This is a genomic window from Methylobacterium sp. Leaf104 (assembly GCF_001422885.1).
Classification (GTDB): domain Bacteria; phylum Pseudomonadota; class Alphaproteobacteria; order Rhizobiales; family Beijerinckiaceae; genus Methylobacterium.
The window spans coordinates 22050-47843 of record NZ_LMMZ01000008.1 but is presented as its reverse complement, the minus strand read 5'-3'; the positions used below and the strand labels follow the sequence as shown (position 1 = coordinate 47843).

The following is a 25794-nucleotide window of genomic DNA, read 5'->3' as shown; positions in this document are numbered from 1 at the left end:
CATGAGGATGCCGGGCACTATGCGTCGGGACCATCCCCAGTCAAAGCCGTAAGTATCGGTGGCGTTGGGTTATCCTGGGCTGGGCGGGGTCAGCCAGCGGCCGACGAACGGATCGCCACTGGTACCGAGGATGGTGGGCCGCAGCCGAAGCAGGACTTGGTACACCGCCGTGTGCATGCGCGTGCAGGCGGTCCAGTCCACCGGTGCACTCGGGTCTTCCAGGATGAGGGAGGCGAGCGTCTCGGCGTCCTCGACCGGGCAGACGCCTTCCAATCGTACCGGCGTCCCCGGCCCGGCATCGACTCGACGAACGACGGCCATCACCTATCCTCCGCCCTGGCGGGTACTGACGCGTCCGCGAGGATGCCGCCAGGGTCAAGCACGAGCAACACGCGGCCGTCGCTGAGCAGGGTCGTCCCCCCCACGCCCGCCACGGACCCGACGAGGCCCGCAGGCGGCCGGACCACGGTGTCGATGTGGTCCTCGAAGCGGTCGACCTCAACGGCGATCGTCTCCCCGTTCGCTCGGACGACCAAGAGTAGCGCATCGTCGCCGTCGAGGGGACGATCTCTCCGACCAAGCAACTCGACGAGCCGGAACACCGGAACCGTCCGGCCTCGCAGGACCGTCGCGTTCCCGCCTGCGACTGCGTGGATGCACGTCCGGGGCCTGCGTACGACCTCCACGACGGCGTCCATCGCGATGCCATACGATTCCGTGCCCGCACCGACGACCATGATGCGTGCCAGGGCGATGGTTTGAGGCAGGTGCAGGCGGATCGTGGTACCGAGGCCGACGCGGCTTTCGACCGAGACGCGTCCCCCCATGCGCGCCGCCGCCGCCCGTACCGCATCCATGCCGACACCGCGCCCCGACAGCGCCCCCACGCTCTCGGCGGTCGAGAAACCGGGGGCGAAGATTAGCTCTGTGACGGCGGCATCATCCATGCTCGCGACGGCTTCGGGCTGGAGAAGCCCGCGATCGACGACCCGGCGCCGGATGAAGGCCGGGTCGATCCCCCGCCCGTCGTCGGAGACCGACACGACGATGCCGTTGCCATCCTGCTCGGCGGCAAGGCAGATGCGTCCAGCTTCGGGCTTGCCGACCTGACGCCGGTTCACCGCGTCCTCAAGCCCGTGATCGATCGCGTTCCGCACGACGTGCAGGAGCGGCTCGAACAGGTTCTCGACGATGCCTTTGTCCGCTTCCGCGGCCTCGCCTTCGACTACGAGGACGACATCCTTGCCGAGGCCGCGCGCTGCGTCCCGCACCTGGCGCCCGAATCGGCGGAACACACTCGACAGCGGCGTGAGCCGGAGTGAGATCGCGCTCCGGTGCAACGACGTCGAGAGGCGTCCGATGTTCGCATCCGCTTCCCGGATCGCCCGGGCCAGCATGCCCGCATCCTCGCCGGCCTCGGCCCGGGCGGCGAGATAGCCCAGGCCGTTGCGCGCGACGACGAGCTCGCCGACCAGCGCGACGAGGGCGTCGACCCGAGCCGCGTCTACCCGCAGGGTGCGGACCGCGTCACCGCCGAGCGGCTCGGACGCTCCATGATCCTCCTCGCCATCCGTTGGCGACGCGGCGTTCGACCGGTCGGTCAGGATGGCTTCGATGGTCGCTCGAAGCGCATCCGGACCGCTTCCGAGTGCCTGTCCACAGCGGTCGGCGTCACCGGATCGCCCGGCCGACCGCAGGGTATTCATCACCGAGCGCGCGCAGGCTTCCAAACGGCCCGCGTCGGTTTGCGCCTCTCCCGCTGCGGCCAGCACCCGGACCTGTTCCGCGAGTATCGCGGCAACGACTGGCTCCATCGCGGGTGCGCTAGCCGATATCGTCCCGCCCGACGCGTTTCGCTGGTCGGTTGCGGTCGGCAAGTCCACGACCGTGACCTGATCGCCCACCAGACGGAAAACGGCCTCGATCTCGGCGCGAGGCGCATCCGAAATCAGCGCGATGGCGAGGTTGCAGGCGAAGGCGTCGAACTCCTCGTCCGGGGACCACGGCGCCGCCGGCTCGACCGAGACAGCGAGCAGGCCGGGGACCTTCCGGACGAGGCCGAGGGGATCATCACCGGAGAAGAAGCAATCACTGCGAGGCTGGTACCGCACCGCGATCCGCGGCCTTCCCTCGACACCGCGCAGGGGCTCTGCGAGGCGTGACGCCCAGCCCGGTAGCGCCGAGGCGTCCATCGCGCGAGCCTCCGGTCCTGACGAGAGAAGGGAACGGTATCGTCCGGCAAGGACGCTTCCCTCGGCGTCGGCAGTCCCCGGTAGTGTCCCTTCGGTCTCGACGGCGTCGGCCCAACGTCCGGTCGCGTCGAGGGTCTCCAGCGAGAGATCAATCAGCGCGGCATCGACGGCGAGGGTCCCGGCCCGTGCTGCGGACAGACCGTCCTCGGCGGCGTGCAGGAGCGAGAACCATGGCGGGAAATCGAAGAGCCCGACGGACCCCTTGAGCGTGTGGAAGGCGCGGAACACCCGGTTTACCGCCTCGGTATCATCCGGCGCCGCCTCCAGCGCCAACAGGTCCTCGGTGGCCGACTGGACGAGCTCGCGCGTCTCGTCGAGGAACTGTTCGAGCAGGTCGTTCACGGACGGGAGCCTACAAGCGCCCTGGCATGCGCGACCAGCACGTCCTCGGACAAAGGCTTCACCAGGTAGAAGTTCGCGCCCGCGATCCGCGCCGCTTCCCGGTCGCCATCGGCGGCCTCCGTGCTGGTCATCAAGGACGGGATCGAACGTATCGGGGGCTCGCGACCACGCACGGCGCGAAGAAAGCTGTATCCATCCATCTTCGGCATGTTCACGTCCACGACGAGGAGGTCGTAGGTCGCGCCCAACACGCGCTCCAGCCCCTCGATGCCGTTGAGCGCCTCGTCCACCACGAAACCCGCCCGCTCAAGGATGCCGCGATAGTACATCCGCACGAGAGCTCCGTCGTCGACGACGAGCACGCGTGGCGCCTCAACGCGTAGGGAACCGGTGTCAGACATGCTCGCCCTCACGCGGCCGCCGGTAGACGATGGCGTCGTCGTAGCGGCAGACCCTGAACAACGGGGAAATCCGGCTCATGCTCTCGGTATGACCGAGGCAGACGAAGCCGCCCGGAACCAGGGCATCGTAGATGTTGTCCGCCGCGAGCCGCCGGGAGGCGTCGTCGAAGTAGATCAGCACGTTGCGGCAGAACACGACGTCGAAGCGGCCGTGGACAGCCATCGTCGTCGCATCGGTCAGGTTGCAAGGGGTGAAGCGCACCGAGCCGCGCAAGTCCGCTAGGATGCGCCATGCCGGGCCGAGCCGCGTCTCCTCGCGCACGAAATAGCGGGCGACGAGTTCCGGGCTCAACCGCATCAGAGCGCGCTCACCGTACAGACCTGCCTCGGCCGCGGCGAGCGCGCGGGTATCGATGTCCGATCCGACGATCTCGATGTCGTAGCGGTCGACCTCCGGCCAGTTCTCCAGCAGCCAGAGCGCCACCGAGTACGGCTCCTCCCCGGTCGAGCAGGGCATCGACCAGATCCGCACGGTCGATCCTTCCGGTCGGTGGGCGACGAGTTCCGGTAGCAAGGAGGACGTCAGGCAGCGGAGTTGGTGGTCCTCGCGGTAGAAGTAGGTCTCGTTGATGGTGAAGGCGTTGATGAGGTTCTCGACCTCGCCGTCCAGGTCGGCGCGCAGGCGGGCGAGATATACCGTGAACGAGCGGGACGCGGTCGCCTGCATGCGCTCGGCGAGCCGGCGGTCAACGAAGTAGCGCTTGGCCGGCGTGAACAGGATGCCGGTGCGCCGGTAGAGGAACTCGCAGAAGCGCGCGAAGTCGGCGTCGGTGACCGTCGATGGGGTATCGACCACGCGCTCAACGACCCTTGTCGAGGCGCGCGAGCACGGTATCGATGGCCAATGGCAGGAATGCCTCCGAGGCGAACCGTGTCCGGGCGGCCAGCAACGCCGATATCGCGTCCGGCGTCCCGACCTCGGCCAAGACCTCGACCGCCGCGCCGCAGACGTTCGGGTGCGTCTCGACGTCGAGCAGGCCCGCCAGCCATTCGTTTGCGAGTCCGGTCCGCTGCGTCCTCACGATCTCGGTTGCGAGGATTCGGACGTCGGGGTCGGGATCGGAGAGTAATCCCGGAAGCACCGAGCCCGCTGCGGCGGGCATCGACTGAAGCGCCTCGATACACGCGTTGCGCAGCCCGGCATCCTCCGAGCGCAGGTGCCGGGCGAGCGCGACGGCAGCGGATGGATCGGCGATGGCCACTAGCGTCGCAAGCAGGGTTTCGCGGGCGCGCGGGTCTTTTTCTGTTCCGAGGTCGAAGCCGAGATCGTCCGCATCCCTTTGTAGGTCAGGCGTGGACGCGGTCGCGGAAATCGTCGGAGAAGTTGGATCTCGGCGGACGAGCGGCATCAGAGCACCATATTGAGGAGTGCGTCGGCGATGCCGTCGAGCGGGACGACGACCGTTGCGCCGCCGGCCTTGACGAGTTCGCCCGGCATGCCCCAGACCACCGCCGTCTCCTCGCTCTCGGCGATGGTGCGGCCGCCCTTCGCCCGCAACTCCGCCATCGTCGCCGCGCCGTCCCGACCCATGCCCGTCATGAGAATACCGATCAGCCGTGAGGGCTCGACCAGTTCGAGGGCACTGGCGACGAGACGGTCGGCGCTCGGGTGCCAGGGATAGTCGGCATGGGCCGGCACCGGCTGCACGACCAATCCGGAGGGCCGGCGCGCGAGCGTCATGTCCGCGTCTCCCTTGCCGACGTAGACGTTGCCCGGGGTCAGCGGCATCGGCCGCGAGGCTTCCTGCACTTTCAGGGCGCACAGGCCGTCGAGCCGGCGTGACAGGGGACCCGTGAAGTTGCCGGGCATATGCTGGGCGATCACGACCGGCCACGAGAAATCCGCGGGCAGACGCGACAGCAAGGCATCGAGCGCAGGCGGCCCGCCCGTGGATGTCCCGACCAGTACGATGCCCTCGATGCGCCCGGGCGTGGGAGACGGGTCGGACGTCGGGCCGGGCGAAGGTAGGGACTTCGGCCTCGGCGCACGTGTCACCGCACCGCGTGCCGAAGTAGCGCTCCTGGCCCGGATGCGCTCGGCGAGGCGCAGAGTTGGACGAAGGCGGGCGCGTGCAGCCGCCCGTACCCTTTGCACGATTAGCGGGCCGAGACGGTCCATCTCCAGGGAAACCGCTCCGCCGGGCTTGGCGACAAAGTCGACGGCACCGCGCTCCAACGCATCGAGGGTGACTTCCGCGCCGTCCGCGGTCAGGGACGACAGCATCACCACCGGGGTCGGTCGATCCAGCATGATGCGGTCGAGGCAGGCGAGACCGTCCAGGCCCGGCATGTTGATGTCGAGCGTGATGACGTCGGGGCGGAAGCTGGCATGCTCGGCCAGCGCCTGTTCGCCGTCACGGGCGAAGGCCACCTCGAAATCCGCCTCTTGCGCGAACACGCCGCCAAGCAGCTTACGCATCAGCGCGGAGTCGTCGACGACCAGGAGGCGGATCATTCCGCGGTATCCGTCCCGGCCTCTCGCACGCCCGACCGCTTATTCGTCGCGCGCACCCTCCGCTCGGTCCCGGCAAGCAGGGCCGATGCGTCAACGATGGGCAGGAGGCTGCCGTCATCCAGGGTCGCGACCCGGTCGACCCCGTTCCCAGCGTCGCCGGAAAAATCGGGCGTCGGCCGGATGGCGTCCGCTTCGAGGCGCAGCATCCGCGAGACGCCGTCGACCAACAGGCCGGCGACATTGGCCCCGGCTTCGAGCACGACGATGCGTCGCCGCGGACTTGCCTCGCCGGGCGGAAGGCCGAAGCTCCGGCGCTGGTCAACCACGGCGAGCACAGTGCCGCGCACGTCGATGGCGCCTACGACGATATGCGGCGACCGGGGCAGACGCGTCATCACCTCGGGTACGCGCAGCACCTCGCGCACCGACCCGACCGAGACGCCGTAGCTCTCACCCGCGACGTCGAAGACGACGAACTGTTCCGTCGCTCCCGCCGCCTCGGCGTTCTCGGTCCTGGCGTCGGAGGAACGTGCAGGCGAGGCGGTCACGGTCGTTCCTTCGATCAAACGGTCGGCGGAGAGCACGGAGATCAGCGTACCTGCCTGGTCGATGCGGCAGATCGCGTCGATTGCGGTCGTTCCGCCTCGACCCAGCGCCGCCGGCACCGGATCGACAGCATCGGGCGCCAGCCGCAGGATCGGACCCAGCGCATCGACGACGAGGCCGATCTCCGTTCCCCCCATCCGCGCGACGACGATGCGCGCCTCCGCCCCTGGCGGGGGAGCGGCCAGGCCGAGCAGGACCGGCAGGCTCAGCAACGGCAGCACTCCGCCTCGCAACGCCATGATGCCCAGGGCGGCGGTCTGGGCACCCGGCACCGGCACGACGTCCGGCGGCAGCGCCAGAACTTCCGCGACCCGCTCCAACGGCAGGGCATAGGATCGCCCACCCGCCGTGAACGAAACCAACGCGACGCGCTCCGCCTCCGCCGCGCCCGAAAACTCCTCTCGTGAGGGCCGAACGCCAGCTACCGCTGGCGTTCCGGCCCGGCGTCGGGGAAATGCGGCGGTGATCAATGTCCCGAGATCGAGCACGCGAATCTGCCCCGACCCGACCGCGGTGGTGAGATGCCGGGTCTTGGATGCCTCGTCCCCCTCGAACGATTCCGTTCCCCCCAAGAATGACACGACACGGTCGACCATCAGCCCGACCGCCTCGCCCGCCTCCGCCACAACGACCCGGGTTGGTTCCGTGGGGGGCTCCAGATCGGGGCGGACAACGCGACGGAGGTCGAGCACCGGAAGGGCGGTGCCGCGAAGGTTGGCGAGCCCGGCCAAGGCGGACGGGGCGCCGGGCACCCGCGTCAGCCGAGGCGGACGAAGCAGTTCGCGGACGAGGCCCGCATCGAGGGCGTAATCGTCTGTGCCCAGCGTGAAGACGAGGTAGCGCCTGTCGCCCGTGCCGTCTGCCTCAGGCATCCGTGGCCTGCAGCTCGTCGGCGAGCGATGCGATTTCCTCGATGCTCGCCGCGAGATCCTCGGCGCCCTTCGACTGCTGGCGTGCGGCGGTGGCGGCCTCGCCGGAGGCACGGTCGGCCTGCTCCGCCGCGGCGGCGATCTGCTGCGAGCCCTTTAGTCCCTCTCGGGCTGCGACGACAATAACGTCTGCGGCGGCCAGGATATCGGTGTTGCCTGCCTCCAAACGTACGACGTCCCCCTCTACGCCGGCGAGGGTGGCGAAAAGCACTCGATTGCGTTGCATCTCCGTCTCGGACGCCGCGACGACCTGCTCAAGTGCCCTGCGGACACCGCCGACCCCGTCCTGGATGTCGCGGACGGTGTCGCGGATGCGGTCGGCGTTCTCCGAGGCGTCGCGGGCCAAGGCGCGGATGTCGTTCGACACGACGGCGAAGCCTCGACCCCCTTCGCCGGCACGCGCAGCCTCGATGGCGCCGCTGACCGCGAGCATGTTCACCTGCACGGAGACGAGGGCGATTGACCCGATGATCTTCTCGATGCGGCGATTGCTGGCTTCCAGTGCACCGACGCGTCCTAGGCAGGCGCGGGTCTCGTCGAGCGAGCGCGCCACCCCGTCGACAAGTGAGCCCACCCCGACCCGCACGTCCGCCAGGGTTGCGGCGATGCCCGCGACCGTCTCCCGGGCAACCGTCGCGTTCGCCTTGAAGACCGCGGCGCTGCGCTCGACCTGTTCCATCGCCACGCTGGACTGATGTGCGGCGGCGCTCTGGATGCCGGTGCCGCGGCTGATCTGGTCGATGGCGGCGAGGATCTCGCTCGCCGCCCCGGAAAGCTCCTGGACCGTGGCGGAGAGTTCCTCGGCAGCCGAGGCGACCTCCTCGGCCTGCCCCTGAACCGACCCGCTACCCGTCAGGTCGTCGGCAAGGCCCGCCAACGCCTGAGCCGTCGTCTGGGATTGGTCGAGGGATTGAGTCTGCTGCGCCACCGCCTGCTGAGCCTGGCCAGCGGCCGCCGCCTGTTCCTCGGCCGCGGCGGCGATCTGTTCGGCGCCACGTTGCGCCTCCCTGATGGCCGTCTCGGCCTCGATTGCTGCGGCGAGGATCGCCTGTGCGCCGTTCGACACCGTGCCGAGCTCCGACCGCGCCGCCTCCAACCGCTCGGTCACCTGCGCGCCTGCCTCGGCCTCGGCCGTCGCCGTGCGGGCTGCAGCGCGGATGATCTCCCCAATGCCCCGGACCTCGGTGCGGATCGCCTCGGCCAGCGTCCGGACCTCGGCCGCGCTCGCCTCGGATGTCTCGGCGAGAGCCCGCACCTCATCGGCGACGACAGCGAAGCCCCGGCCGTCCTCGCCCGCCCGCGCTGCCTCGATGGCGGCGTTCAGGGCCAGAAGGTTGGTCTGGTCGGAAACGTGCTCGACCGTGCCGGTGATCTCGCCGATGCTCGTGGCCGCGCGGTCGAGCTCGTCGATCAGCGTGACCGAGGCGGATTGCCGTTCGGAATTGGCCTGTACGGCGGCGACCGACGTGGTGATATGGACCCCGGTCTCCGTGAGCAGCGTCTGGAATGCCGTGGTCGACTGGCGCGAGGCGTCCGCCCGCCCTCGGGCCTCGGAAAGGCGACTGGAAATTCCGGCGATGGCACCGAGGGACTCCTGAGCGGCGCCGGCGGCTTCCTCGGCACCGGAAGCGATCTGCTCCATCGAGCGTCGCAGTTCCTCTGCGGCCGACGAAGCCTCGATCACCCCGGCGGCGAGTTCCTCCGTCGCCGCCGCAAGCCGTTCGGATGCCTTCTCCCGTCTGGCGCGGGACCGTTCGCGCGAACGTCCGGCTGGGATGGGCGCGACGGGCGAAGGGTTCGGAACGGTCGCGCCGGCATCCGCGGCCTCTCCCTGCGGCGCGAGCCGCGTCCTCTTCACCAGCGCCATGGACGGATCACCTGCGTTCGACCGTCCCTCTTGCCGGACGCAAGGGTGAGGAAGGCTCGGAAGTAGACTTCGCGGTTCTAAGCCGGGGAGCGCTGCGGTCAAGAAGCGTCGGAAGGTCCTGCCTGATCGCGACGGTTGGATCCACATCGCTATGCCGCATCTTCCACGAACCTCGAAGGGTTAGCGGCCCCTGCAGGATTCCGTCGCCCAGCGTTAGAGGTGCGCGATGCCGGATATTAACCTTGTTTCGATAGTGCGGTGGATGCGGATCGTTCTCCTCGATCCTAAGTCAGCCGCGGCGGAGTGACCGCGGGTCGGAGCCGGCCGTGACCCTGACGACCCGCATACTGCTGCTGGTGATGCTCGCGCTCACGCCGGCCCTCGCGATTCAAGGATATAACGAATACGCCCTGCGTACCTCGCGCGACGAGGCGGTGCGCGCCGATGCCATGGCCACCGCCCGGACCGTGGCTGAAGACCTCTCGCAGGTCGCCGAGACGGCACGCCAAGCGCTAAACTTCGTGGCGCAGGACCCCTCCGTGCGCTCCATGGAACCCGCAGGTTGCACCGAGTACCTTCGCCGTGCCGCGACGGACAATACTCATCTCGCGGTCCTCGCGCTGACGCGGATCGACGGGACCGTCGTATGCAACAGCGTGGGATCGCCCGCCGGCTCGTATGCGGTGCCCGACCGCAGCTACCAGCGTCGTGCGGTCGCTGAAGACACGTTCGTCATGGGCACCTATGCCCGAGGCAACGCCTCGCGGAAGGACTCACTACACTTCGCGCAGCCCCTTCACGGTGTAGACGGCCAGACGGTCGGCGTCCTGGCCGCCGCCATAGACCTCGACTGGCTCGCTAAATATCTGCGGCGCAACCTGCGTCTGTCGAGCACCTCGGTCACCGTCGCCGACGAGAACCATGTGATCCTGGTCCGCTACCCGGACGGCGATGGTTGGATCGGAAAGCCGATCCCGCCTGAGCGACTACGCATCCTTATTGAACGGGGCGAAGGTGTCCGTGTCGATCTCGGGATCGACGGACGCGAAAGGGTCCTGGCAAACACCCAACCTTCCGGCCCGACCTCGGCGGCCTGGGTCACCGTCGGCCGCGACCGCGACCTTGCCTACGCCGACGTCGATGCGGCGACACGTCGGGGAGTGGTCCTGATCGCGCTAGGTGCCATCATGGCGGTCGTGGCCGCGCTTTTTGCCGGGCGCTTCTTCATCCGGCGTCCCTTCGGTCGCCTGCTTCGGACGGCGTCCCGGTGGCAGGCCGGCGATTTCGCCGCCCGCAACGGGCTTGAGGGGGGAGATGAGTTCGGCAGGCTCGGGCGCAAGCTGGATGCCATGGCGGGAAGCCTGCAACGCAACGAGGCGGAGCTGCGAGAGGAGATCCGCAACGGCCGGGCGATGCAGGAACGGCAGGTGACGATGCTGCACGAGTTGAATCACCGCGTGAAGAACACACTCGCCACGGTCCAGGCATTGGCGCGGCAGTCGACCCGGGGCGGCGACGCACCCGGGGAGCGGCTGGAGGCCCGTATCCTGGCGTTATCAAAGACCCACGACCTGCTGACGCAGGACGATTGGTCGAGCGCCCCCCTTCGCGCGGTGCTGGAGAATGAGATTGGGCCATACCGGGGCGGCGATTGCACCTTCGTGATCGAGGGACCCGACGTCGACCTGCCGCCCCGTCACGTCCTATCGCTCGGCATGACACTGCATGAGCTCGTCACCAACGCAGCCAAGTACGGCGCGCTTTCCGTGCCGGGGGGCGAAGTGCGTGTCGCCTGGTCGATTGCCGGCACTGGGCGCAGCGAGCGGCACCTGCTCCTTGATTGGATTGAGGCTCGGGGTCCACCGGCAGCTTCTCCCGAACGTCGCGGTTTTGGCACGCGCTTGATCACGATGAGCATTGAGCGCGAACTCGACGGCAAGGTCACCCTCGATTACGCGGAGAAGGGCTTACGTGTCGGCATGGAAGTTCCGTTGACTGAGTTAAGTCGAGCACATCTTAGCCCACTCGCCACTGCTCATTAAAATCTACCGCAGGAGGCTAGCCCCAGCACTTGGTAGCCCCCGGTCCTGTCGGCAAAGGGTAGATTTCACTGCCTCGCTTCGAGGGCGATAAAAGCAAAAGGCCGGGCGTTTTTTTAGGAATGACCCTTGGCGACCTTGTGCCGAAACCATTCGTCCGGCCTGTTCAGGCTGGACTGCTAAACCCGCATTCTGCAACGACGGTCATTTCGTTTGGAAGCAACCGGCAGCGGGAATCGTTCGCTTTCCAAAGCCCCCGGGCCGTGACACTCCCCTTCCATGAGCAGCTTGCACAAACTGATCGGGACCGTCGCCCGCCGACGTCATTCACCGGTTACCGATTACGGCGTCACGTTGCTGCTCGTGGGGGCCATGACGTTCGTCCGGTTCCTGGCCCCGGCCCATGTCGCACCGTTCCTGCTGTATATTCCCGTCCTGCTCGTTGTCACCCTGGCTTTCGGCTGGAGTGCCGGGACGATGGCACTGTCTTTGTCCACCCTGATCGCCGCGTGGTTCTACACCCGCGATGGGATGCTCGGCAGTGTCGACGTCGCCCTGCTATGCCAGTACGCGACGGTCGGCGCGACCATGGTGTGGATCTGCCATGCCCTGCGTCGATCCGTCGTGCAGAACGAAGCCACACTGGAGAGGCTCAACGCCGCGAACCACGTCCTCGTTGACAGGGAAACGGCGTTGACCGACGCCAACGCCGTGGCGAAGACCGCCAAGGAAGCGGCCGAGCAAGCCAACGCGGCGAAGAGCGACTTCCTCGCGAACATGAGCCATGAACTCCGCACCCCGCTTTCCGCAATCATCGGTTACAGCGAGATGATGGGAGAGGAGATCGCGGACGGCTGTGCGGCGTCGGACCTCGTGGCCGACATTGGCAAGGTCGAGCGCAACGCCCGCCACCTGCTCGGGCTCATCAACGACGTGCTGGACCTCTCCAAGGTCGAGAGCGGCAAGATGGATGTCTATGCCGAGGATTTCGCGGTGGAGGACATGCTCCGCGACGTCGCGGGTTCTGTCGCGACGTTGGTTGGCAAGAAGGGCAACAGCCTTGAAATGCAGTTCGCCCCCGGGCTGGGCCGGATGCATTCAGATCTGATCAAGACGCGGCAGGTGCTGTTCAACTTCCTGAGTAACGCAGCCAAGTTCACGGACAAGGGGACCATCACGGTTGCCGCCTCCCGCATCACGGACCCCTCGGGTGGAGACCAGCTATCGTTCTCCGTCTCGGACTCGGGAATAGGCATGACGGCCGAGCAGGTGTCGCGTCTGTTCCGGCGCTTCGAGCAAGCCGATTCCTCCACGACGCGCAACTTCGGCGGGACCGGCCTTGGTCTTTCGCTCACGCGTGCCTTCGCCGACATCCTTTTCGGGACCATCACGGTGTTCAGCGTGCCCGGCCAGGGCAGCACCTTCACGTTCACCGTGCCGGCGATCTATGTTCCACCCGTCGACGAGCAGGCCTCCTCCGATCCGGACGTCATCGGCGATGGCGGGGCGGAGGGTGACATCATCCTGGTCATCGACGACGATACAGATCAGCTCGCCCTCACGACGCGGTTCCTCTACCGCGAGGGCTTCCAGGTCCGGACGGCCACGAACGGCAGGAGCGGGCTTGACCTTGCCCGGAAGCTGAGGCCGCGAGCCATCCTGCTGGACGTGATGATGCCGGGCGTGGATGGATGGTCGGTGCTGAGCCAGATCAAGTCGGACGCGTTGCTGGCGCCAATCCCGGTCGTGATGGTGACATCCGTCGACCAACGCAAGCTGGCGGCGTCCCTCGGCGCCTCGGACTACATGCTGAAGCCGGTCAACTGGGCTCGGTTCGGCAAGATCGTGAACCAGTTCAGGCTGGCGGAGCCGGACCGGCGCGGCACCGTGCTCTTGGTCGAAGACGAGGCCATGACCCGCATGGCGATGCGCTCCACCCTGGAGGAGGACGGCTGGTCGGTCGTGGAGGCCTCGAACGGCCAGGAGGGCTTGCAGCAGGTGATCGATAACAAGCCGGACGTGGTGATCGTAGACTTGAACATGCCCATCCTGGACGGCTTCGGCTTCTTGGAAGGCGTTCGAGCCGTGCCCGGAAGCGCGGACATCCCGGTGATCGTGCTGACGGGTCGAGAGTTCTCGGCGGACGACCGGAGTAAGCTTCGCGGCGCGAGCCAGATCCTCAATCGCGGCGACCTTGCCTCGGCAAGCCTGGCCGAAAGGCTGAGAGACCTTACGGTCTAGCAGGGGGCGAGGATGGCTCAGCACATTGGCGTCGAAGCCACATCAACGTCTGCTTCCGAGCATCTGATTTCGCAGCCTGAACGACAGGGTTGGGTCGACAACCACCGGTCCGCTCTGGGTGGATTTCTGCCGGTCGGCTCCCGAGGCGGAAATCACTGAAGCGGACGTTGAGCAAACAGCCTAGTGTCTTCCGGATGGACATAGGCAGCTTCGATCTTAACTTGCTGAAGGCGTTCGACGCGCTCTATGCCGAGCGCCACGTGACGCGCGCAGGTCTGCGCATCGGTCTCAGCCAATCGGCAATGAGCGGAGCGCTCACCCGCCTGCGCGAGTTGCTTGCGGATGAACTGTTCGTCCGGACACCGTTGGGCATGCAGCCTACAGCCCGTGCCGACGACGTTGCTGGTCCCGTCTCCGAGGTCCTACGCTTGGTTCGCGGCGTGCTGCGGGCTGATGGCTTCGATCCCGCGACCGCCGAGCGTGCCTTCACGGTCGCGATGAGCGACTACGCCGCGTTTGTCCTTTTGCCGCCGCTGCTCGCACGCCTTGGCGTCGAGGCACCCGGCATCGACTTGCGTGTCTGCGGGATGTTCAGCCGAGGCGAGGCTGTGGACCTCCTCGACAGCGGCGAGGCGAACCTCGTGGTCGGCGTTCCGGTCGAAGCATCGGCACGCATCATCACACGTCCGCTGCTCAGGGAAGGCTTTTCCTGCATCGCGCGGCGCGGGCACCCCGCCTTCGTTGATGGCATCAACCTTGAAGCCTTCCTGGCCGTCCCACACCTTCTGGTCTCTCCCGAGGGTGACCGCGTGGGACTGGTTGACCACAAGCTCGCTAAGCTCGGGCTCGAACGCCGCGTGGTGCTGAGCTTACCGCAGTTCTTGGTTGCGCCTTTCGTCGTCGCCGAAACCGACCTTATCGCGACACTGGCCGCCCGCGTCGCTCACCGGTTCGCGGCCATGGACATTGGCATCGCCGTGCATGAAACGCCTGTCGCCCTGTCGGATTGGCCGCTCGCGCTGATGTGGCACCGACGCGCGGATGAGCACGCGGCCACGATCTGGCTGCGCGATATCATCGCCGAGGTTTCCGCCGGGGCCTAATGGCATCAGCGTGAGCGATGTCGCCTAATCAGAACGCACGATTTCCCTTCGAAACGCCAGTCCGCTTCAACGGCCTCACCGAAGATCGAAGGGGAGATGGACATGCGGGTTTTGATGACCGGAGCTACGGGTCTGATCGGAGGCGCCGTAGCCCGCCGATTGCGTGAGAACGGGCACGAAGTCGTGGCGCTCGTTCGTTCCGATACGAGCGCCACCAAGCTGAGGGGCGCAGGCTTCACGGTGGTTCATGGCAACCTCGCCGATCCTGCGAGCGTCGCAGAAGCCGCGCGCAGCGTCGATGCTGTCGTGCATGCCGCTTCGCCGAACGACCAGAATACGGCGGCCTACGACGAGACGGCGACGCGTGCGATCATCGTTGCGCTTCGCGGTACCTCAAAGCGGTTCATCTACACGAGTGGTTGCCTAATCTATGGACCGACCGGCGACATGCCGGTGACTGAGGACGCTACGCTGAACCCCGTCGACCTTGTACGCTTCCGCGAGGCGCTGGAAGCCGAGATCCTGGCCTCCAGGTCCGATGGTGTCCACCCCATCGTGATCCGACCGGGCTGGGTCTATGGCAACCAGGGCGGCACCGCGATGATGATGTATGGCGCAGCCAAGGAAGGCGGTGCAGCGCGCTACATCGGCGACGGACGGAACCGCTGGACGACCGTGCACGCCGAGGACCTTGCTGACCTCTACGTGCTCGCGCTCGAAAGGGCACCGGCAGGTTCGATCTTCAACGGTGTCCACGGAGCGGCGATCCCCCTCGTGGAGATTGCACGCGCGGCAAGCGAGGCGGCTGGTGCCGGAGGCAAGGTGGAGGCGTGGCCCCTGGAGGAGGCACGCTTGGTACTGTGGGCGTTCGCGGACGCAATCGCGAGCGATACGGTAGTTTCTGGGGAGAAGGCAGAACGCCAACTCGGCTGGCATCCATCGCGCCACTCCATCGTGGAAGAGTTCCGTACTTACCGGCTGGCGGCGACCTGAGCGCTTCGTAAGCCAACGTTAGCTGCCGGCATTTCAGCGGCTGGGCCGACGTTGGCTGCGAACAGCAGTATGTCCGCAGTTTGAACCCCCCCCCCACCGAGCCTGGATGGCCTTAATAGGTCGGGGCCCGCCTGTCCGTTCTACGGCTGAATCGGGTGGATTTGCGACAGTCCGTTTGCGGGCGGGAGTTTGCAGAAGCAGACTATGCCGTCGCGCCCGTGCACGGCTCTATGCAGACCCTCGGAAGGTCCGCTTCCCGGCAGCTTGGTGGAGGCCGACCTGATCCGGGCCGGGCGGATAGCACTCCGTTCGCTTCCGCGTGATCGGGCCATCGAAGCAGAGTTCGCTCCTTCCGGCCGCGCATACCCTTTCGTGGTGACCTCTTGCGCTGGCCAGACCGACCTGCAATGATCAACCAAATGGTTGAGCATTCGCCCCAGAAGCTTGATGGCGTCTTCCATGCCCTCGCGGACCGAACCCGCAGGGCCATGGTCGATCAGCTTGCATCTGGACAACGCACGGTTTCCGAACTGGCCGCGCCCCACGCCATGTCCCTGGCTGCCGCCTCCAAACACGTCCGTGTTCTCGAAGAAGCGGGCCTTCTGAGGCGCGCGGTCGAAGGGCGGGTGCATCGCTGCTCGCTTGAACGGCAGCCCCTTGTTCAGGCCCTCTCCTGGCTGCGCACCTACACCGCTTTCTGGGACGAGCGGCTCGATGCTCTCGATGATCTGCTGAACGACGAGCACGATGATGACCGAAACTGAACCCGCCGTCGTCCTCGTCCGAACATTTCAGGCGACCTGCGACAAGCTCTACCAGGCCTGGACCGACCCGGTGATGATCCAGCGTTGGCTCGCGCCTGGTCAGAACGTGGTCGAGCAAGCCGAAACCGATCTTCGAGTGGGTGGTCGCTTCCGGTTGCAGACCCGTGGGCCTGACGGAGCCGAACATCGCATCAGCGGCTGCTACCGAGAGCTCGAACCTGGTCGACGTATCGTCCAAACGTGGACCTACGACGGCCCCCTCGACCTCCTGCGCGGGGAGGAGACGCTTCTGCAGATCGACTTCATCCCACGGGATGACGGCACAAGCGAGATGCGCCTGACCCACAAGCGGATCGCCCGCGCGGACATCCGGAAGGCCTACGAGGAGGATTGGCCGAGCTGCTTCGACAAGCTCGCCCCCCTTCTCCACTGAACAAGAAAACGAGGAAACGCCATGCTGCAACAAGGCTCACCTGCGCCATTCCGGCGCGGGATCGTCAAACTGTGGTTCGTGCTCGACGCCATCGTCGCGCTGGCCCCGCCGCTCTACTGGGCAGCCGACGGCCAAACGGCCCCGATTGCCGGGATTCCGATCGCGTTGTTCTACTTCCTGGCCGTCAGTCTGTGCATCACCACAAGCTTGATCGCCGCCTACCTGCTCGACGTGGCTGACGAGGGGAGCGCGGCATGATCATCACCTTCGGTCTGCTCGCCCTGTTCTTCGCCGCCGTCGTCTGGGTACTCCAGCACAATCGTACCGTCGATCAGTCCTTCACCGATTATGCCGTGGGTGGCCGCTCGTTCGGAGCCCGCTACCAAGCGATGTCGTTCCTCAACACCTGGTATCCGGGCTCGATGTTCACCGCCTTCGGCGCCCTCTCGGTGACGGCCGGCGTGATGTCTTTCTACGTCCTGTCCTACTCGCTCCTGACCGTCGTGCTGCTCTTCGTGCTGGCCCGGCCGGTCTGGGTCTGGGGCAAGGCCTACGACCTACGCACGCAGGGCGACCTGTTCGCGCTGCGCTACGGCTCACGCCACATCCGGACGGTTGCGGCACTGATCGGCATCGTGTCCGGCCTACCCTGGCTGGTGCTCGGGATGCAGGCCCTGGGCAACCTCTTTCAGGCGATGTCGCTGGGTGCCCTGTCCTTCTCCAGTTCCGTCGTCGTGGGCGTCCTCGTCATCGCGATCCGTCAGATCTGGACGGTGCGCATGGGCATGCGCGGCGTGGTGATCTCCGACTACCTCCAGGGCATCGTCGCCTATATCGGCGGTGGTCTGATGCTCCTCGGATTGATCGTCTGGCTCGTGGTCGTCAAAGGCAGCACGCTCGCCACCCTCGATCCGAAGATGTTCGCGATCCCGAGCTTCGGCTCCAAGGAAGGCCCGCTCTACCTGTTCGCGCTGATGTTCACCGGCGCGCTCGGTGGCTGGTGCTGGCCTTACATCTTCGTGCGGCTGTTCACGGCTGATGGCGTGCACAGCCTGAAGAAATCGGCCGCCCTCGCCGTGCCGCTGACGTTCCTGTTCGGGGTGGCGCTCCTGATCTTCGGCATGCTCGCCTCCAAGGTGCCGGAAGCGGTGGCCAAGCCCGACGACGTCTGGTTCATCGTCTCCCAACAGGCTGGCGGTCTCGTGTTGCTGGGCCTCGCCGGCGTCGTGCTGCTCGCCGCTTCGATGGGGCACACGGACGGCAACATCCAGGCCTACGGCGCGCAACTCGCCAACGACCTCGTCGGCAACTACGTCGAACTCGACCAGAAGCGGATGATCGTCATCGCCAAGGTCGGCATGCTCCTTCTGACACTCCTGGCGTCCTGGTTGGCGACCCTGACCTTGCCGGCGCTCTTCTCGCTGGCGGTACTGGCCTACCAGGGCATCATCCAGCTCTCGGTCCCGCAGTTTCTTGGCATCTTCTGGAAGCGCGGGAACCGGCAGGGTGCGTTCGCCGGCATGATCCTGGGCTTCGTCACAGCGGTCGGGCTGGAGGTCATCCATGGTGGTCAATTGCCCTTCGGCTTCGGCCTGACCTCCGGCTGCTTCGGCTTGGTCGTCAATCTGATCGTCTACGTCTCTTGCGCCTATCTACTTCCGCACTCGGTCGAGGAACGACAGCGGATCGAGGACCTGTTCGCCATCGTTCGGGCCAGGAGGGACGGTCGGATGGGCGTCGGCTCCCAAGCCCAACCGGTCGTAGCCTGAGAAGAACCGTCATGGGCAGCTTCTACACGGCCCAACACCGGGCGTTGCAGGACCGCTTCGGCACGCGCCGGCTGGCTGACGCACAGGAGCGCGCAATCGTCGGCGACCGGCTCTCGGAGGCCGACCGGACCTTCATCGCGTCGCGCGACATGGTGTTCCTGTCGACCATCGATGCCACCGGCCAGCCAACCGTTTCCTACAAGGGCGGTGCACCGGGGTTTGTGTTGCTCCAAGGCGATGACTTGCTGCTACCCTGCTACGATGGAAACGGCATGTTCCTGTCGATGGGCAATGTCATGGGGGAGGTCCGCGTGGGTCTCCTCTTCATCGACTTCGAGACACCGCGACGTCTGCGGGTGCATGGGGTTGCCAGGCTGGAAGAGACCGTCCCGATTCCGGGCGCCGACATCGTCATGCGGATCCGTCCAACCCAGATCTTCTTGAACTGCCCGCGCTACGTTCACCGTTACCGACGTGATGCCAGCTCGCGCTACGTGCCCGACGCGCTGGGAAACGCACCCGTAGCCGAGTGGAAGCGGCTGGACTTTTTGCAGGAGGACCTGCCGCAGCCTGATCGCGAGAACGTGGCGGCGGTTGGAACCATCACGCAGGACGAATACGACTTAAGAATCATGAACGGTGAGGGATAGCGGCACCGTGATGGACGGCTGGGTTGGGTCGAAAGCCGAGAGACCGCTCGGGGTGGTTTTGCGACGATCTGCTTTCGGATCACGATACGGATAAGCAGACATTCGGCGAGAGGCGATTTGCTCAAAAGGGGATCTGACCCATTTCGAACGGCCGAATGGCCTTTGATGCTCGCCTTCCCCGAAAGCCAGCCTGCGCCACGTCGACCTCCCACGGATCGCGCATACCGAATGGCAATTATTGCAAGTCGATTGGCATGACGCGCTAGTTCGAAGACGATGCAAACCGTCGATGTCTTGGTTGATCGCCCCGGGCACTTCGGAGGCGGCATCCATGGCTCAGACACGAACGGACCCATTCATGACCGACAAGATCGCGCTCATCACCGGTGGAGCGACCGGAATCGGCAAGGCGACGGCGCTGATCCTCGCGCGTCGCGGCGTCAAAGTCGTGCTCACCGGCCGTCGCGATGACCGCGGACGCCAGGCCGTCCAGGAGATCGAGGCCGCCGGTGGCGAGGCCTCCTTCGTCACCTGCGACGTGGACAGCGAGGAGGCCGTCGGCCGGACCATCGCGGACATCGTCTCCCGCTACGGCAGGCTCGACCTCGCGGTGAACAACGCGGGTATTTCGAACGAGAACAAGACCATCGGCGCTTCGGACACCGAGGCCTTCAACGGCATGCTGCAGACCAACGTCCTGGGCCTGTACTTCTGCATGAAGCAGGAGATCCATCAGATGGAGCGACAGGGCGGTGGCGCCATCGTGAACCTGGCGTCCATCGCCGGCCTGAACGGCATTCCCTGGGCCGGCACCTACGCCGCGACCAAGCATGCGGTGGTCGGACTGACGAAGTCCGGCGCCCTCGACTACGCAACCAAGAACATCCGCATCAACGCCGTCGCGCCCGGAGCCATCAAGACCGACTTGATCGAGAAGCAGATCGAGCTCGGGCAGTACGACGAGACGATGATCTCCGGCATGCACCCGATGGGCCGGATGGGCCGTCCCGAGGAGATCGCCAACGGTATCGTTTGGCTGCTCTCCGACGAGGCGTCCTTCGTCACCGGGCACGTCTTGAACATCGATGGCGGCTTCCAGGCCAAGTAGGGAAACCTGAGATGGCGTCGTGTCCCCCCGACCGATTCAAGGTCGCCCCGGCCTTCTGGCAAGGGCTCGACGCCGTCGGGCTCACCCCGACCGCGGTACTACGACATGCGCGGCTTCCGGCGACCCTCGCCGCCGATGCCCGCGCGCAGGTCACCACAGCGCAATACTTCTCGCTGTGGCGATCCTTGCAGGCGCTGTCGTCGGATTCCGGCGTCGGGTTGAGGTTGGTGACCGGCATGGAGCCTGGCACCCTACCGCCGGCCTTCCTCGCCGCGTACTACGCGCGCGACCTCCGCGATGCACTCACGCGGGTCGCCCGCTTCAAGGCACTGTGCTCGCCCGAGGAGATGATCCTGGAAGAGGACGGCGACACATTCAGCATCACTCTCGCCTGGCCGCTCGCCAGCGAGGAGGCGCCGCCTGTGCTCATCGACGCGGCCTTCGCCGCGTTCGTCGAGCTCGGGCGACGTGGGACGGGCCGGGATATCCGGCCCCGTCGCCTCGAACTGTCGGGGACCGGCCGGGACGTGGCTCGGCATGCGGAATACCTCGGCTGTCCTGTGGTGCAGGGCGCGGACCGGAGCGTGCTCGTCCTGAACCGGTCGGACCTCGATGTGGCGATGGTCTCGCACAATCCCGAGATGCTCGACGTGCTCGACCCTCATCTCGCACGTCAGAGGCAGGAGCACCTGTCCAAAGTCTCGATCACTGAGCAGGTGAAGTGGGTGCTGAAGCGGCTCCTGGCCGGTCAGGCGCCCGACGTCGGCGCGGTGGCGCAGGAACTGGGATTGACCGCCCGAACCCTTCAGCGGCGCATCACCGAGGAGGGCGGCAGCTTCCGACAAATCCTCGCCGACGTTCGCCGGGAGCTGGTGCGCCAATACCTCGCCGATCCCGCCCTCGACATGAACGAGGTCGCCTACCTGCTCGGCTACGACGACACGAACTCGTTCTACCGCGCCTTCCGGAGCCTGGAGGGCACGACGCCGGCGCGCTGGCGCTCCCTGCACTAGGATCGGCCCCATGAGAATCCTGCTGTTCGGCGCCACCGGCATGGTCGGTGCGGGCGTCCTACGCGAATGCCTGCTCGCCTCCGACGTGACCGAGGTCAGGGCGGTCGGACGCACCCCGACCGGACGCGCGCATCCCAAGCTGCACGAGACCATCGTCCAGGACCTATTCGATCCCGGACCGACGGCATGGCGGGAGATGATGGGATACGACGCCTGCTTCTTCTGCCTCGGGGTGACGTCCTCCGGCCTGACCGAGGCCGAGTACGTCCGGCTGACCCACGACCTGACGCTGGCCGTGGCGGAGAGGATGGCCCTGCTCGATCCCGACATGACCTTCGTATACGTGTCCGGGGCCGGCACTGATGGTGGCGGACGCGGGCGGAGCATGTGGGCGCGTGTCAAGGGACGCACCGAGAATGCGCTGCAAGCGTTGCCGTTCGCGGGGGCTTTCATGTTCCGGCCGGCCGTGATCCTGCCGATGCACGGCGAACGTTCGAAGACCACGTCCTACCGTCTTCTCTACCGGTTGGCCGGCCCGGTGCTGCATCTGCTGCGCCGCATCGCCCCCTCGCAACTCCTGACAACCGAGGTGATCGGCCGCGCCATGCTCGCCGTCGCGCGCCGCGGCCAGGGCCGTGCGGTCATGGAAGCTTCCGATATCTACAGGGCGGCCACGGCCGCCGTCCCATCGATCCACGGGTGACCCATGACAGACTCCGTCAGCGCGATTGCCATACCGTCTTGGAAACGGATCGTGGCGGCGACGTTCGCCGTCCAATCTCCGGCTTCAGCGGGAAGCGGAAGCGGTCTCGAATGATCCTCGCCAGCGGGACGATCTCCGAGCGAGGGCAGGTCTCGTCGCCATCGGAGCATCCATGATGTTTTCGGCGCGCGAACCTACGACGAGCTTTGCTGCGACGTCTCCAGAGTTCGACCGGGATGCTTCAGTGCGGTGGTCCGGAATGGTCGAGGGCGGTGCAACCGAAGAGTAACGACCGTCAGCACTTTCTATTTAAGCCACCGGATATCTTTCCAATGAAGCATTATGGGCTGGACGAGGGTAAAGCGTTCCCCCGTATGGTCGAGCTTACATTTCGCATGTTTGATCGGCGGTACGAAGAGCGTCCGCTTTGGAGAATGCGATTGAATGCCCGCTATGACGAGCTTGGGTCGGACGCGGACTGCCCGCTCTACTAGCGAGTCGGGTGACTCACTGCCTGTCCGCTTCCGCAAACAGTCTTGCGGAAGCGGACACCTATAGAAGGTCCGTCCGAGCTTTGGGGCGCCTACCTATAATCAGGCCATGGTAGAAGGAGTTTTAATCCTCAGAGCTTCTGGTCCCGAAAGGTGTCTACTTGATGTCGCGGTTGCCGTAATCCTCAGGCACCCAGGTAAATCCGTGCCCTGCCGCTCGAACGTGCCCGACGCCGGGGAAGGGCATACAGCCCCTATGAGCGCGATAGGATGTTCTGTCGCTCCACAAGCAGGGCCATACGTTCGGTGGCATCAATCCAAAAGGTGTGAATGTCGACGCTGCTCGTGAGCCTCCATAGTTTCGCGGTGTGAAAATGCAAATCCATTGTGTATTTAGTTGCCTCTTGATTATAAGGCGACTGTATTTCTTCTAATTCGAACATTATATGAACAGGGTGCGAATTTTCTGTGTCAGGAACTTGCGACATTGAATACTGAAACTCAAGACAATTATTTTCGAGATTTGTTTGGCAGTCCAAAATGTGCTCGACGCATATGGCGCCTTCAGATTGGCTCTTCACTTTCCAGACACTCTTGTCTCTAGATCTGACAGAGCAGAAAACCAGTTGATGATTGGGAGGCGCGATCCAGCGCTTGAATGTCTCTTCCTCAGTCCACGATCGAAAGACCTCGCATTTCCGAGCATGGATTTTCCGTTCTATTCTGAACAAGATAGAAGGGTCAGGCCTCTGGTACCTGTCGGCGTCGATGGGCTCCAACGGCACGAACGTGCTATTCGTATTTTTCATCTTTGCTTCCTGACCTAAATCTTATTCGGAGACTTATTTGCTATATGGATCCATTGTTACTGACCGGCCTCAGTGGCTGTATTTTTTATATAGCTAAGTCTGGTCATTTCACGCAGCGGGCCTCGGTACATATTTGCTGCAATTTGCCCGGTCTGTTGCTGGCTTCTCGGTGGGATGAGCTACAGCTCGCTGGAGGCAAAGAAGGCCGAATGTCGGCAGAAGGATTGGGTCGACGGCTCCATAGTTTCAAACACTTGGCCGTGCCCAATTTCGCGAGAATCCTGAGATGTGGTTATCTGGGTGGTGAGCGTCTGGTGGCGTGGTGGGCCGGCGTAGGGGCAGCGTCGGCTCGGTAAGTGATGGCGTTGAGGGGCCGGTGGTCAGGCGGTGGTACCGCCGGCTACCGTAGCTTCCCGAGCGTAGTGAGATAGGGGTTCGCTTGGCTCGAAGTAGGCGTCGCGCTCAATGGGAAGCTGAAAGCAGCCGCGAATCATCGCGAGTTCTGTGAGCACGACATAGCCGAGTTCTGGCGTGCCATGGCCGAGGTCACAGAGGCCAAACGCGCGTTCGGGCTCGTGTGGATCGAGTTAGGTCAGGAGCCAAGTGCCGGGACCGTCGGGCATGAATAGCTTCAGTACCGGAGGTGGGTCGAAATCAGGATCGCGTTGGGATGCACAGCCGTGGGCCAGGAGCTGGGCGCGGTCGTGATCGGTGAGCTGCAAAACGGTCATGGCAATAGCCTCGGTTGCGTCGACAGCGCGTGGCCTCGGCCCGGTGGGTGTGATGTGCCTAAGCCGAGACCGTGCTGCTGAAATGAAGGAGGTTGGGGCGGCTTAGGCGGCGCGTGCGGACCGCCGTGTCGCTCGGTCGGCGAAAGCAGCGGCGGTGAATAGGTTGCTGGCCGCGGCCGAGACGTCGTCGAGGTGAAGTTCGCCGTCCACAAGCCACCAGTCGAGGTAGCGGCGGTGAAGCGCACGGGCGTGGTCAGGGAGCCCAGCAGTGGCCAAGGCTGCGATTGTGCGTTCCAACGTCAGGGGAATGAAGGGGATGCGGCCGGTCGCGGCTGAGTGGAGGTGGCGGACGTAGGTCGTGGCCGCGGTTTGGGCCAGGTGATTGTGGCTTGGCGCGATGAAGGCGAGGATGGCGTGGTCCGCTAGGCCTTGGTCGAGGATCGAGGCGGCGAGGCAGTGCTGGCGGTAGAGTTGTTGGCAGGGATTGGAGACAAGGCCGGGGTCGGCTGCGTCGATGAATAGGTCGGTGGTCGGTGCGAGGGTCGCGTATCGTTCGTTGCAACGCGGGGCTGGTTCGTAGGCGCTCTCGCTGTATTTCACCTCGATGCCGATGAAGACGCGCTCTCCTGTGGCTGAGCGGCCGCGGATGGCAAGGTCGAAGGCAGTGCCATCGGCGGTGAAGCGTGGGTCGCCGCGGCTTGGACTGTGCTCGAAGAGAAGGTCTGTCACTTCGGCCATGGCCCCTGGCAGAAGGTCGGCGATGAAGCGGGTAGCAAGGTCGAAGTCGCGGGCGAGCAAGCCGAACAGGTTGAACGTCAGGGGTTGAGACGAAAGCAGGTTTGTCTTGAGCCGGTCCACGTCATAGACCGCCCCGGGTTCACGGTAGTGAAGGGCCTGCGCCACGACCGGAATGATGCAGGGATGAAGGAAGTTCGCGCCGTCCCCGCCGGCAGACATGCTGATGCGTGAGCCTAAGCGTCGGCGTCGGCTAGTGGTGTTGTCGGGATAGCGGCCGATGGCGAGGTTACGGTCCTCGCGCCACAGTGCTTGAAGAAAGCGGGCCGCTGCCTTGAAACGGTGATCAGCGGAGACGAAGACATGGTGCTGGCGGCGCTGACGCTCGGGGATGAGCGGTACCCAAGGCAGTGTTCCGAGGTTGCTGGGATCGAGTAGTGCCAGGGCAGCAGATGAAGCAGCGAGGTCGCTGGCAGCGGGCAACGGTATGAGGGCATTGGTGGCCATAATGAAGTCCTGACATGCGGCCGCGGTTTGCGGTCAAGTCAGGGTTCCCGTCTGGGACGAAGAACTGAACGCGATTAGATCAGCAGCAGGGCCTTCGGGATGGCAACGAGGGTCAATTTCGTCGTGCACCTGCAAGGTGTCAGTCGAGCGCGTCTGTAAGGTGGACCCATACGGCCACGTTGTACTCATTGCTTTGGTCATCGAGGTCGTAGGCGGAGTCGGCCGCAGGGGGGCTTGGAGCTCGGCCGGCTGATCTGTGTCGGCCGGCAGGTGGCCGTAGCTGGAGCGGGGGCGTGCGGGCGGACAGGGGGAGTGGGTGCGTACAGGGGGGTGATACTTTTATAGTCGGTCAGGACGCTCGCACACAGTAGGACAGATCGTTACCCTTCGCAGCGATACGGTCTGCCGCGTATAGAAACGGAACTCGTACAATTGGCCAAAGCTGATTGAGTAGCGGTCGGCCGGGGCGGACGGTCATGGCTCCCTTCAGCTATGATGGTCCACGCTGAGGGCAACGCGCCCCTGAACAGCCGGGGGGTACAGCTTAGAGGGCTACACCCTCTACGTCTCCGGCCTGCCGCCGTGCTGCAGCTTCGCCTCGAAGATCATCTAGAAGGGCATCAGCCGGGTGGTCGCACACAACCGGCTCGTGCCAGCGCGCTGGGCCTCGGCGAGCATGCTTCAGAAGGGCATCGCCATCGATCTCTACAGCCCGTCCCTGGGAATGTGGCGGGCCGTGGAATCGCCGGGCGATCTCTGGATCGAGGGAGCGTCCGACAGAGTCAGTGATCCA

The 25794-nt window shown here is 65.4% G+C and carries 21 protein-coding genes and 1 pseudogene; 12 read left to right on the top strand and 10 right to left on the bottom strand.

Annotated features, from left to right (window positions below):
• Positions 1–69 precede the first annotated feature (69 nt).
• The 8 genes from ASF49_RS08475 to ASF49_RS08440 are packed head-to-tail and all read right to left on the bottom strand — an operon-like array spanning position 70 to position 8912.
• A complete protein-coding gene (locus tag ASF49_RS08475) occupies positions 70–321 on the bottom strand; it encodes a hypothetical protein (protein WP_056350766.1) in 252 nt (83 codons plus the stop codon).
• Entirely contained in the window at positions 321–2594 is a 2274-nt protein-coding gene (locus tag ASF49_RS08470) for a chemotaxis protein CheA (RefSeq protein ID WP_056470677.1), read from the bottom strand. Before ASF49_RS08470 ends, ASF49_RS08475 begins: the two co-directional genes overlap by 1 nt.
• A complete protein-coding gene (locus tag ASF49_RS08465; protein ID WP_056470672.1) occupies positions 2591–2995 on the bottom strand; it encodes a response regulator in 405 nt (134 codons plus the stop codon). Before ASF49_RS08465 ends, ASF49_RS08470 begins: the two co-directional genes overlap by 4 nt.
• On the bottom strand, positions 2988–3851 hold the full coding sequence (locus ASF49_RS08460; RefSeq protein WP_056470669.1) for a CheR family methyltransferase: 864 nt from the start codon (positions 3849–3851) through the stop codon (positions 2988–2990). The genes ASF49_RS08465 and ASF49_RS08460 overlap by 8 nt, the downstream gene beginning before the upstream one ends.
• Positions 3852–3855: 4 nt before the next feature.
• On the bottom strand, positions 3856–4404 hold the full coding sequence (locus ASF49_RS08455; RefSeq protein ID WP_082511016.1) for a HEAT repeat domain-containing protein: 549 nt from the start codon (positions 4402–4404) through the stop codon (positions 3856–3858).
• On the bottom strand, positions 4404–5510 hold the full coding sequence (gene cheB / locus ASF49_RS08450; protein WP_056470663.1) for a chemotaxis-specific protein-glutamate methyltransferase CheB: 1107 nt from the start codon (positions 5508–5510) through the stop codon (positions 4404–4406). Before cheB ends, ASF49_RS08455 begins: the two co-directional genes overlap by 1 nt.
• Complete coding sequence (locus tag ASF49_RS08445; protein WP_056470660.1) at positions 5507–6988, bottom strand: chemotaxis protein CheW; 1482 nt, start codon at positions 6986–6988, stop codon at positions 5507–5509. Before ASF49_RS08445 ends, cheB begins: the two co-directional genes overlap by 4 nt.
• Positions 6981–8912 (bottom strand): methyl-accepting chemotaxis protein, encoded by a 1932-nt coding sequence (locus ASF49_RS08440; RefSeq protein ID WP_056470657.1) that lies wholly within the window; start codon positions 8910–8912, stop codon positions 6981–6983. Before ASF49_RS08440 ends, ASF49_RS08445 begins: the two co-directional genes overlap by 8 nt.
• 326 nt (positions 8913–9238) lie before the next feature.
• Here ASF49_RS08440 and ASF49_RS08435 point away from each other — a divergent pair, with 326 nt between their 5' ends.
• The 12 genes from ASF49_RS08435 to ASF49_RS08380 all read left to right on the top strand — a co-directional run bounded on the left by ASF49_RS08435 (position 9239) and on the right by ASF49_RS08380 (position 21728).
• A complete protein-coding gene (locus ASF49_RS08435; protein ID WP_056470654.1) occupies positions 9239–10954 on the top strand; it encodes a sensor histidine kinase in 1716 nt (571 codons plus the stop codon).
• A 276-nt stretch (positions 10955–11230) separates the two neighbouring features.
• Positions 11231–13192, top strand: a complete 1962-nt coding sequence (locus tag ASF49_RS08430; protein WP_082511014.1) for a response regulator — start codon at positions 11231–11233, stop codon at positions 13190–13192.
• 221 nt (positions 13193–13413) lie between these two features.
• Complete coding sequence (locus ASF49_RS08425) at positions 13414–14295, top strand: LysR family transcriptional regulator (protein ID WP_210166542.1); 882 nt, start codon at positions 13414–13416, stop codon at positions 14293–14295.
• Between the two features lie 102 nt (positions 14296–14397).
• The gene (locus ASF49_RS08420) at positions 14398–15288 is read left to right on the top strand and encodes an NAD-dependent epimerase/dehydratase family protein (protein WP_162240961.1); all 891 of its coding nucleotides are present in this window, start codon (positions 14398–14400) and stop codon (positions 15286–15288) included.
• Positions 15289–15695: 407 nt separating this feature from the next.
• Complete coding sequence (locus ASF49_RS08415) at positions 15696–16052, top strand: ArsR/SmtB family transcription factor (protein WP_082511012.1); 357 nt, start codon at positions 15696–15698, stop codon at positions 16050–16052.
• Positions 16036–16485 carry an SRPBCC family protein gene (locus ASF49_RS08410; protein ID WP_243214863.1) on the top strand — a complete coding sequence of 150 codons (450 nt, stop codon included), beginning with the start codon at positions 16036–16038 and terminating at the stop codon, positions 16483–16485. Before ASF49_RS08415 ends, ASF49_RS08410 begins: the two co-directional genes overlap by 17 nt.
• Positions 16486–16506: 21 nt before the next feature.
• Entirely contained in the window at positions 16507–16743 is a 237-nt protein-coding gene (locus ASF49_RS08405) for a hypothetical protein (RefSeq protein ID WP_056470638.1), read from the top strand.
• Complete coding sequence (locus ASF49_RS08400; protein WP_056470635.1) at positions 16740–18254, top strand: sodium:solute symporter family protein; 1515 nt, start codon at positions 16740–16742, stop codon at positions 18252–18254. Before ASF49_RS08405 ends, ASF49_RS08400 begins: the two co-directional genes overlap by 4 nt.
• Positions 18255–18265: 11 nt before the next feature.
• Positions 18266–18904: a pyridoxamine 5'-phosphate oxidase family protein gene (locus tag ASF49_RS08395; RefSeq protein ID WP_056470633.1), complete on the top strand. Its 639-nt coding sequence runs from the start codon at positions 18266–18268 to the stop codon at positions 18902–18904.
• Between the two features lie 358 nt (positions 18905–19262).
• Positions 19263–20012, top strand: a complete 750-nt coding sequence (locus tag ASF49_RS08390; RefSeq protein WP_055885148.1) for an SDR family NAD(P)-dependent oxidoreductase — start codon at positions 19263–19265, stop codon at positions 20010–20012.
• Positions 20013–20023: 11 nt separating this feature from the next.
• The gene (locus ASF49_RS08385) at positions 20024–21025 is read left to right on the top strand and encodes an AraC family transcriptional regulator (protein ID WP_055885144.1); all 1002 of its coding nucleotides are present in this window, start codon (positions 20024–20026) and stop codon (positions 21023–21025) included.
• A 10-nt stretch (positions 21026–21035) separates the two neighbouring features.
• A complete protein-coding gene (locus tag ASF49_RS08380) occupies positions 21036–21728 on the top strand; it encodes an epimerase (RefSeq protein ID WP_055885140.1) in 693 nt (230 codons plus the stop codon).
• 1680 nt (positions 21729–23408) lie between these two features.
• On the opposite strand, the pseudogene ASF49_RS22985 reads toward ASF49_RS08380, so the two are convergent.
• Together ASF49_RS22985 and ASF49_RS08375 are read right to left on the bottom strand one after the other, a co-directional pair.
• Positions 23409–23759: pseudogene (locus tag ASF49_RS22985) on the bottom strand (DUF2958 domain-containing protein).
• A 102-nt stretch (positions 23760–23861) separates the two neighbouring features.
• A complete protein-coding gene (locus ASF49_RS08375) occupies positions 23862–25001 on the bottom strand; it encodes a PGN_0703 family putative restriction endonuclease (RefSeq protein WP_056470629.1) in 1140 nt (379 codons plus the stop codon).
• Positions 25002–25794: the final 793 nt, after the last annotated feature.

What these genes read in the sequence shown, in the direction of transcription:
- ASF49_RS08475 (WP_056350766.1), bottom strand. Translation starts at nt 321, where the DNA reads ATGGCCGTCGTTCGTCGAGTCGATGCCGGGCCGGGGACGCCGGTACGA.
- ASF49_RS08465 (WP_056470672.1), bottom strand. Translation starts at nt 2,995, where the DNA reads ATGTCTGACACCGGTTCCCTACGCGTTGAGGCGCCACGCGTGCTCGTC.
- ASF49_RS08455 (WP_082511016.1), bottom strand. Translation starts at nt 4,404, where the DNA reads ATGCCGCTCGTCCGCCGAGATCCAACTTCTCCGACGATTTCCGCGACC.
- cheB (WP_056470663.1), bottom strand. Translation starts at nt 5,510, where the DNA reads ATGATCCGCCTCCTGGTCGTCGACGACTCCGCGCTGATGCGTAAGCTG.
- ASF49_RS08445 (WP_056470660.1), bottom strand. Translation starts at nt 6,988, where the DNA reads ATGCCTGAGGCAGACGGCACGGGCGACAGGCGCTACCTCGTCTTCACG.
- ASF49_RS08440 (WP_056470657.1), bottom strand. Translation starts at nt 8,912, where the DNA reads ATGGCGCTGGTGAAGAGGACGCGGCTCGCGCCGCAGGGAGAGGCCGCG.
- ASF49_RS08430 (WP_082511014.1), top strand. Translation starts at nt 11,231, where the DNA reads ATGAGCAGCTTGCACAAACTGATCGGGACCGTCGCCCGCCGACGTCAT.
- ASF49_RS08420 (WP_162240961.1), top strand. Translation starts at nt 14,398, where the DNA reads ATGCGGGTTTTGATGACCGGAGCTACGGGTCTGATCGGAGGCGCCGTA.
- ASF49_RS08415 (WP_082511012.1), top strand. Translation starts at nt 15,696, where the DNA reads ATGATCAACCAAATGGTTGAGCATTCGCCCCAGAAGCTTGATGGCGTC.
- ASF49_RS08410 (WP_243214863.1), top strand. Translation starts at nt 16,036, where the DNA reads ATGATGACCGAAACTGAACCCGCCGTCGTCCTCGTCCGAACATTTCAG.
- ASF49_RS08405 (WP_056470638.1), top strand. Translation starts at nt 16,507, where the DNA reads ATGCTGCAACAAGGCTCACCTGCGCCATTCCGGCGCGGGATCGTCAAA.
- ASF49_RS08400 (WP_056470635.1), top strand. Translation starts at nt 16,740, where the DNA reads ATGATCATCACCTTCGGTCTGCTCGCCCTGTTCTTCGCCGCCGTCGTC.
- ASF49_RS08395 (WP_056470633.1), top strand. Translation starts at nt 18,266, where the DNA reads ATGGGCAGCTTCTACACGGCCCAACACCGGGCGTTGCAGGACCGCTTC.
- ASF49_RS08390 (WP_055885148.1), top strand. Translation starts at nt 19,263, where the DNA reads ATGACCGACAAGATCGCGCTCATCACCGGTGGAGCGACCGGAATCGGC.
- ASF49_RS08385 (WP_055885144.1), top strand. Translation starts at nt 20,024, where the DNA reads ATGGCGTCGTGTCCCCCCGACCGATTCAAGGTCGCCCCGGCCTTCTGG.
- ASF49_RS08380 (WP_055885140.1), top strand. Translation starts at nt 21,036, where the DNA reads ATGAGAATCCTGCTGTTCGGCGCCACCGGCATGGTCGGTGCGGGCGTC.
- ASF49_RS08375 (WP_056470629.1), bottom strand. Translation starts at nt 25,001, where the DNA reads ATGGCCACCAATGCCCTCATACCGTTGCCCGCTGCCAGCGACCTCGCT.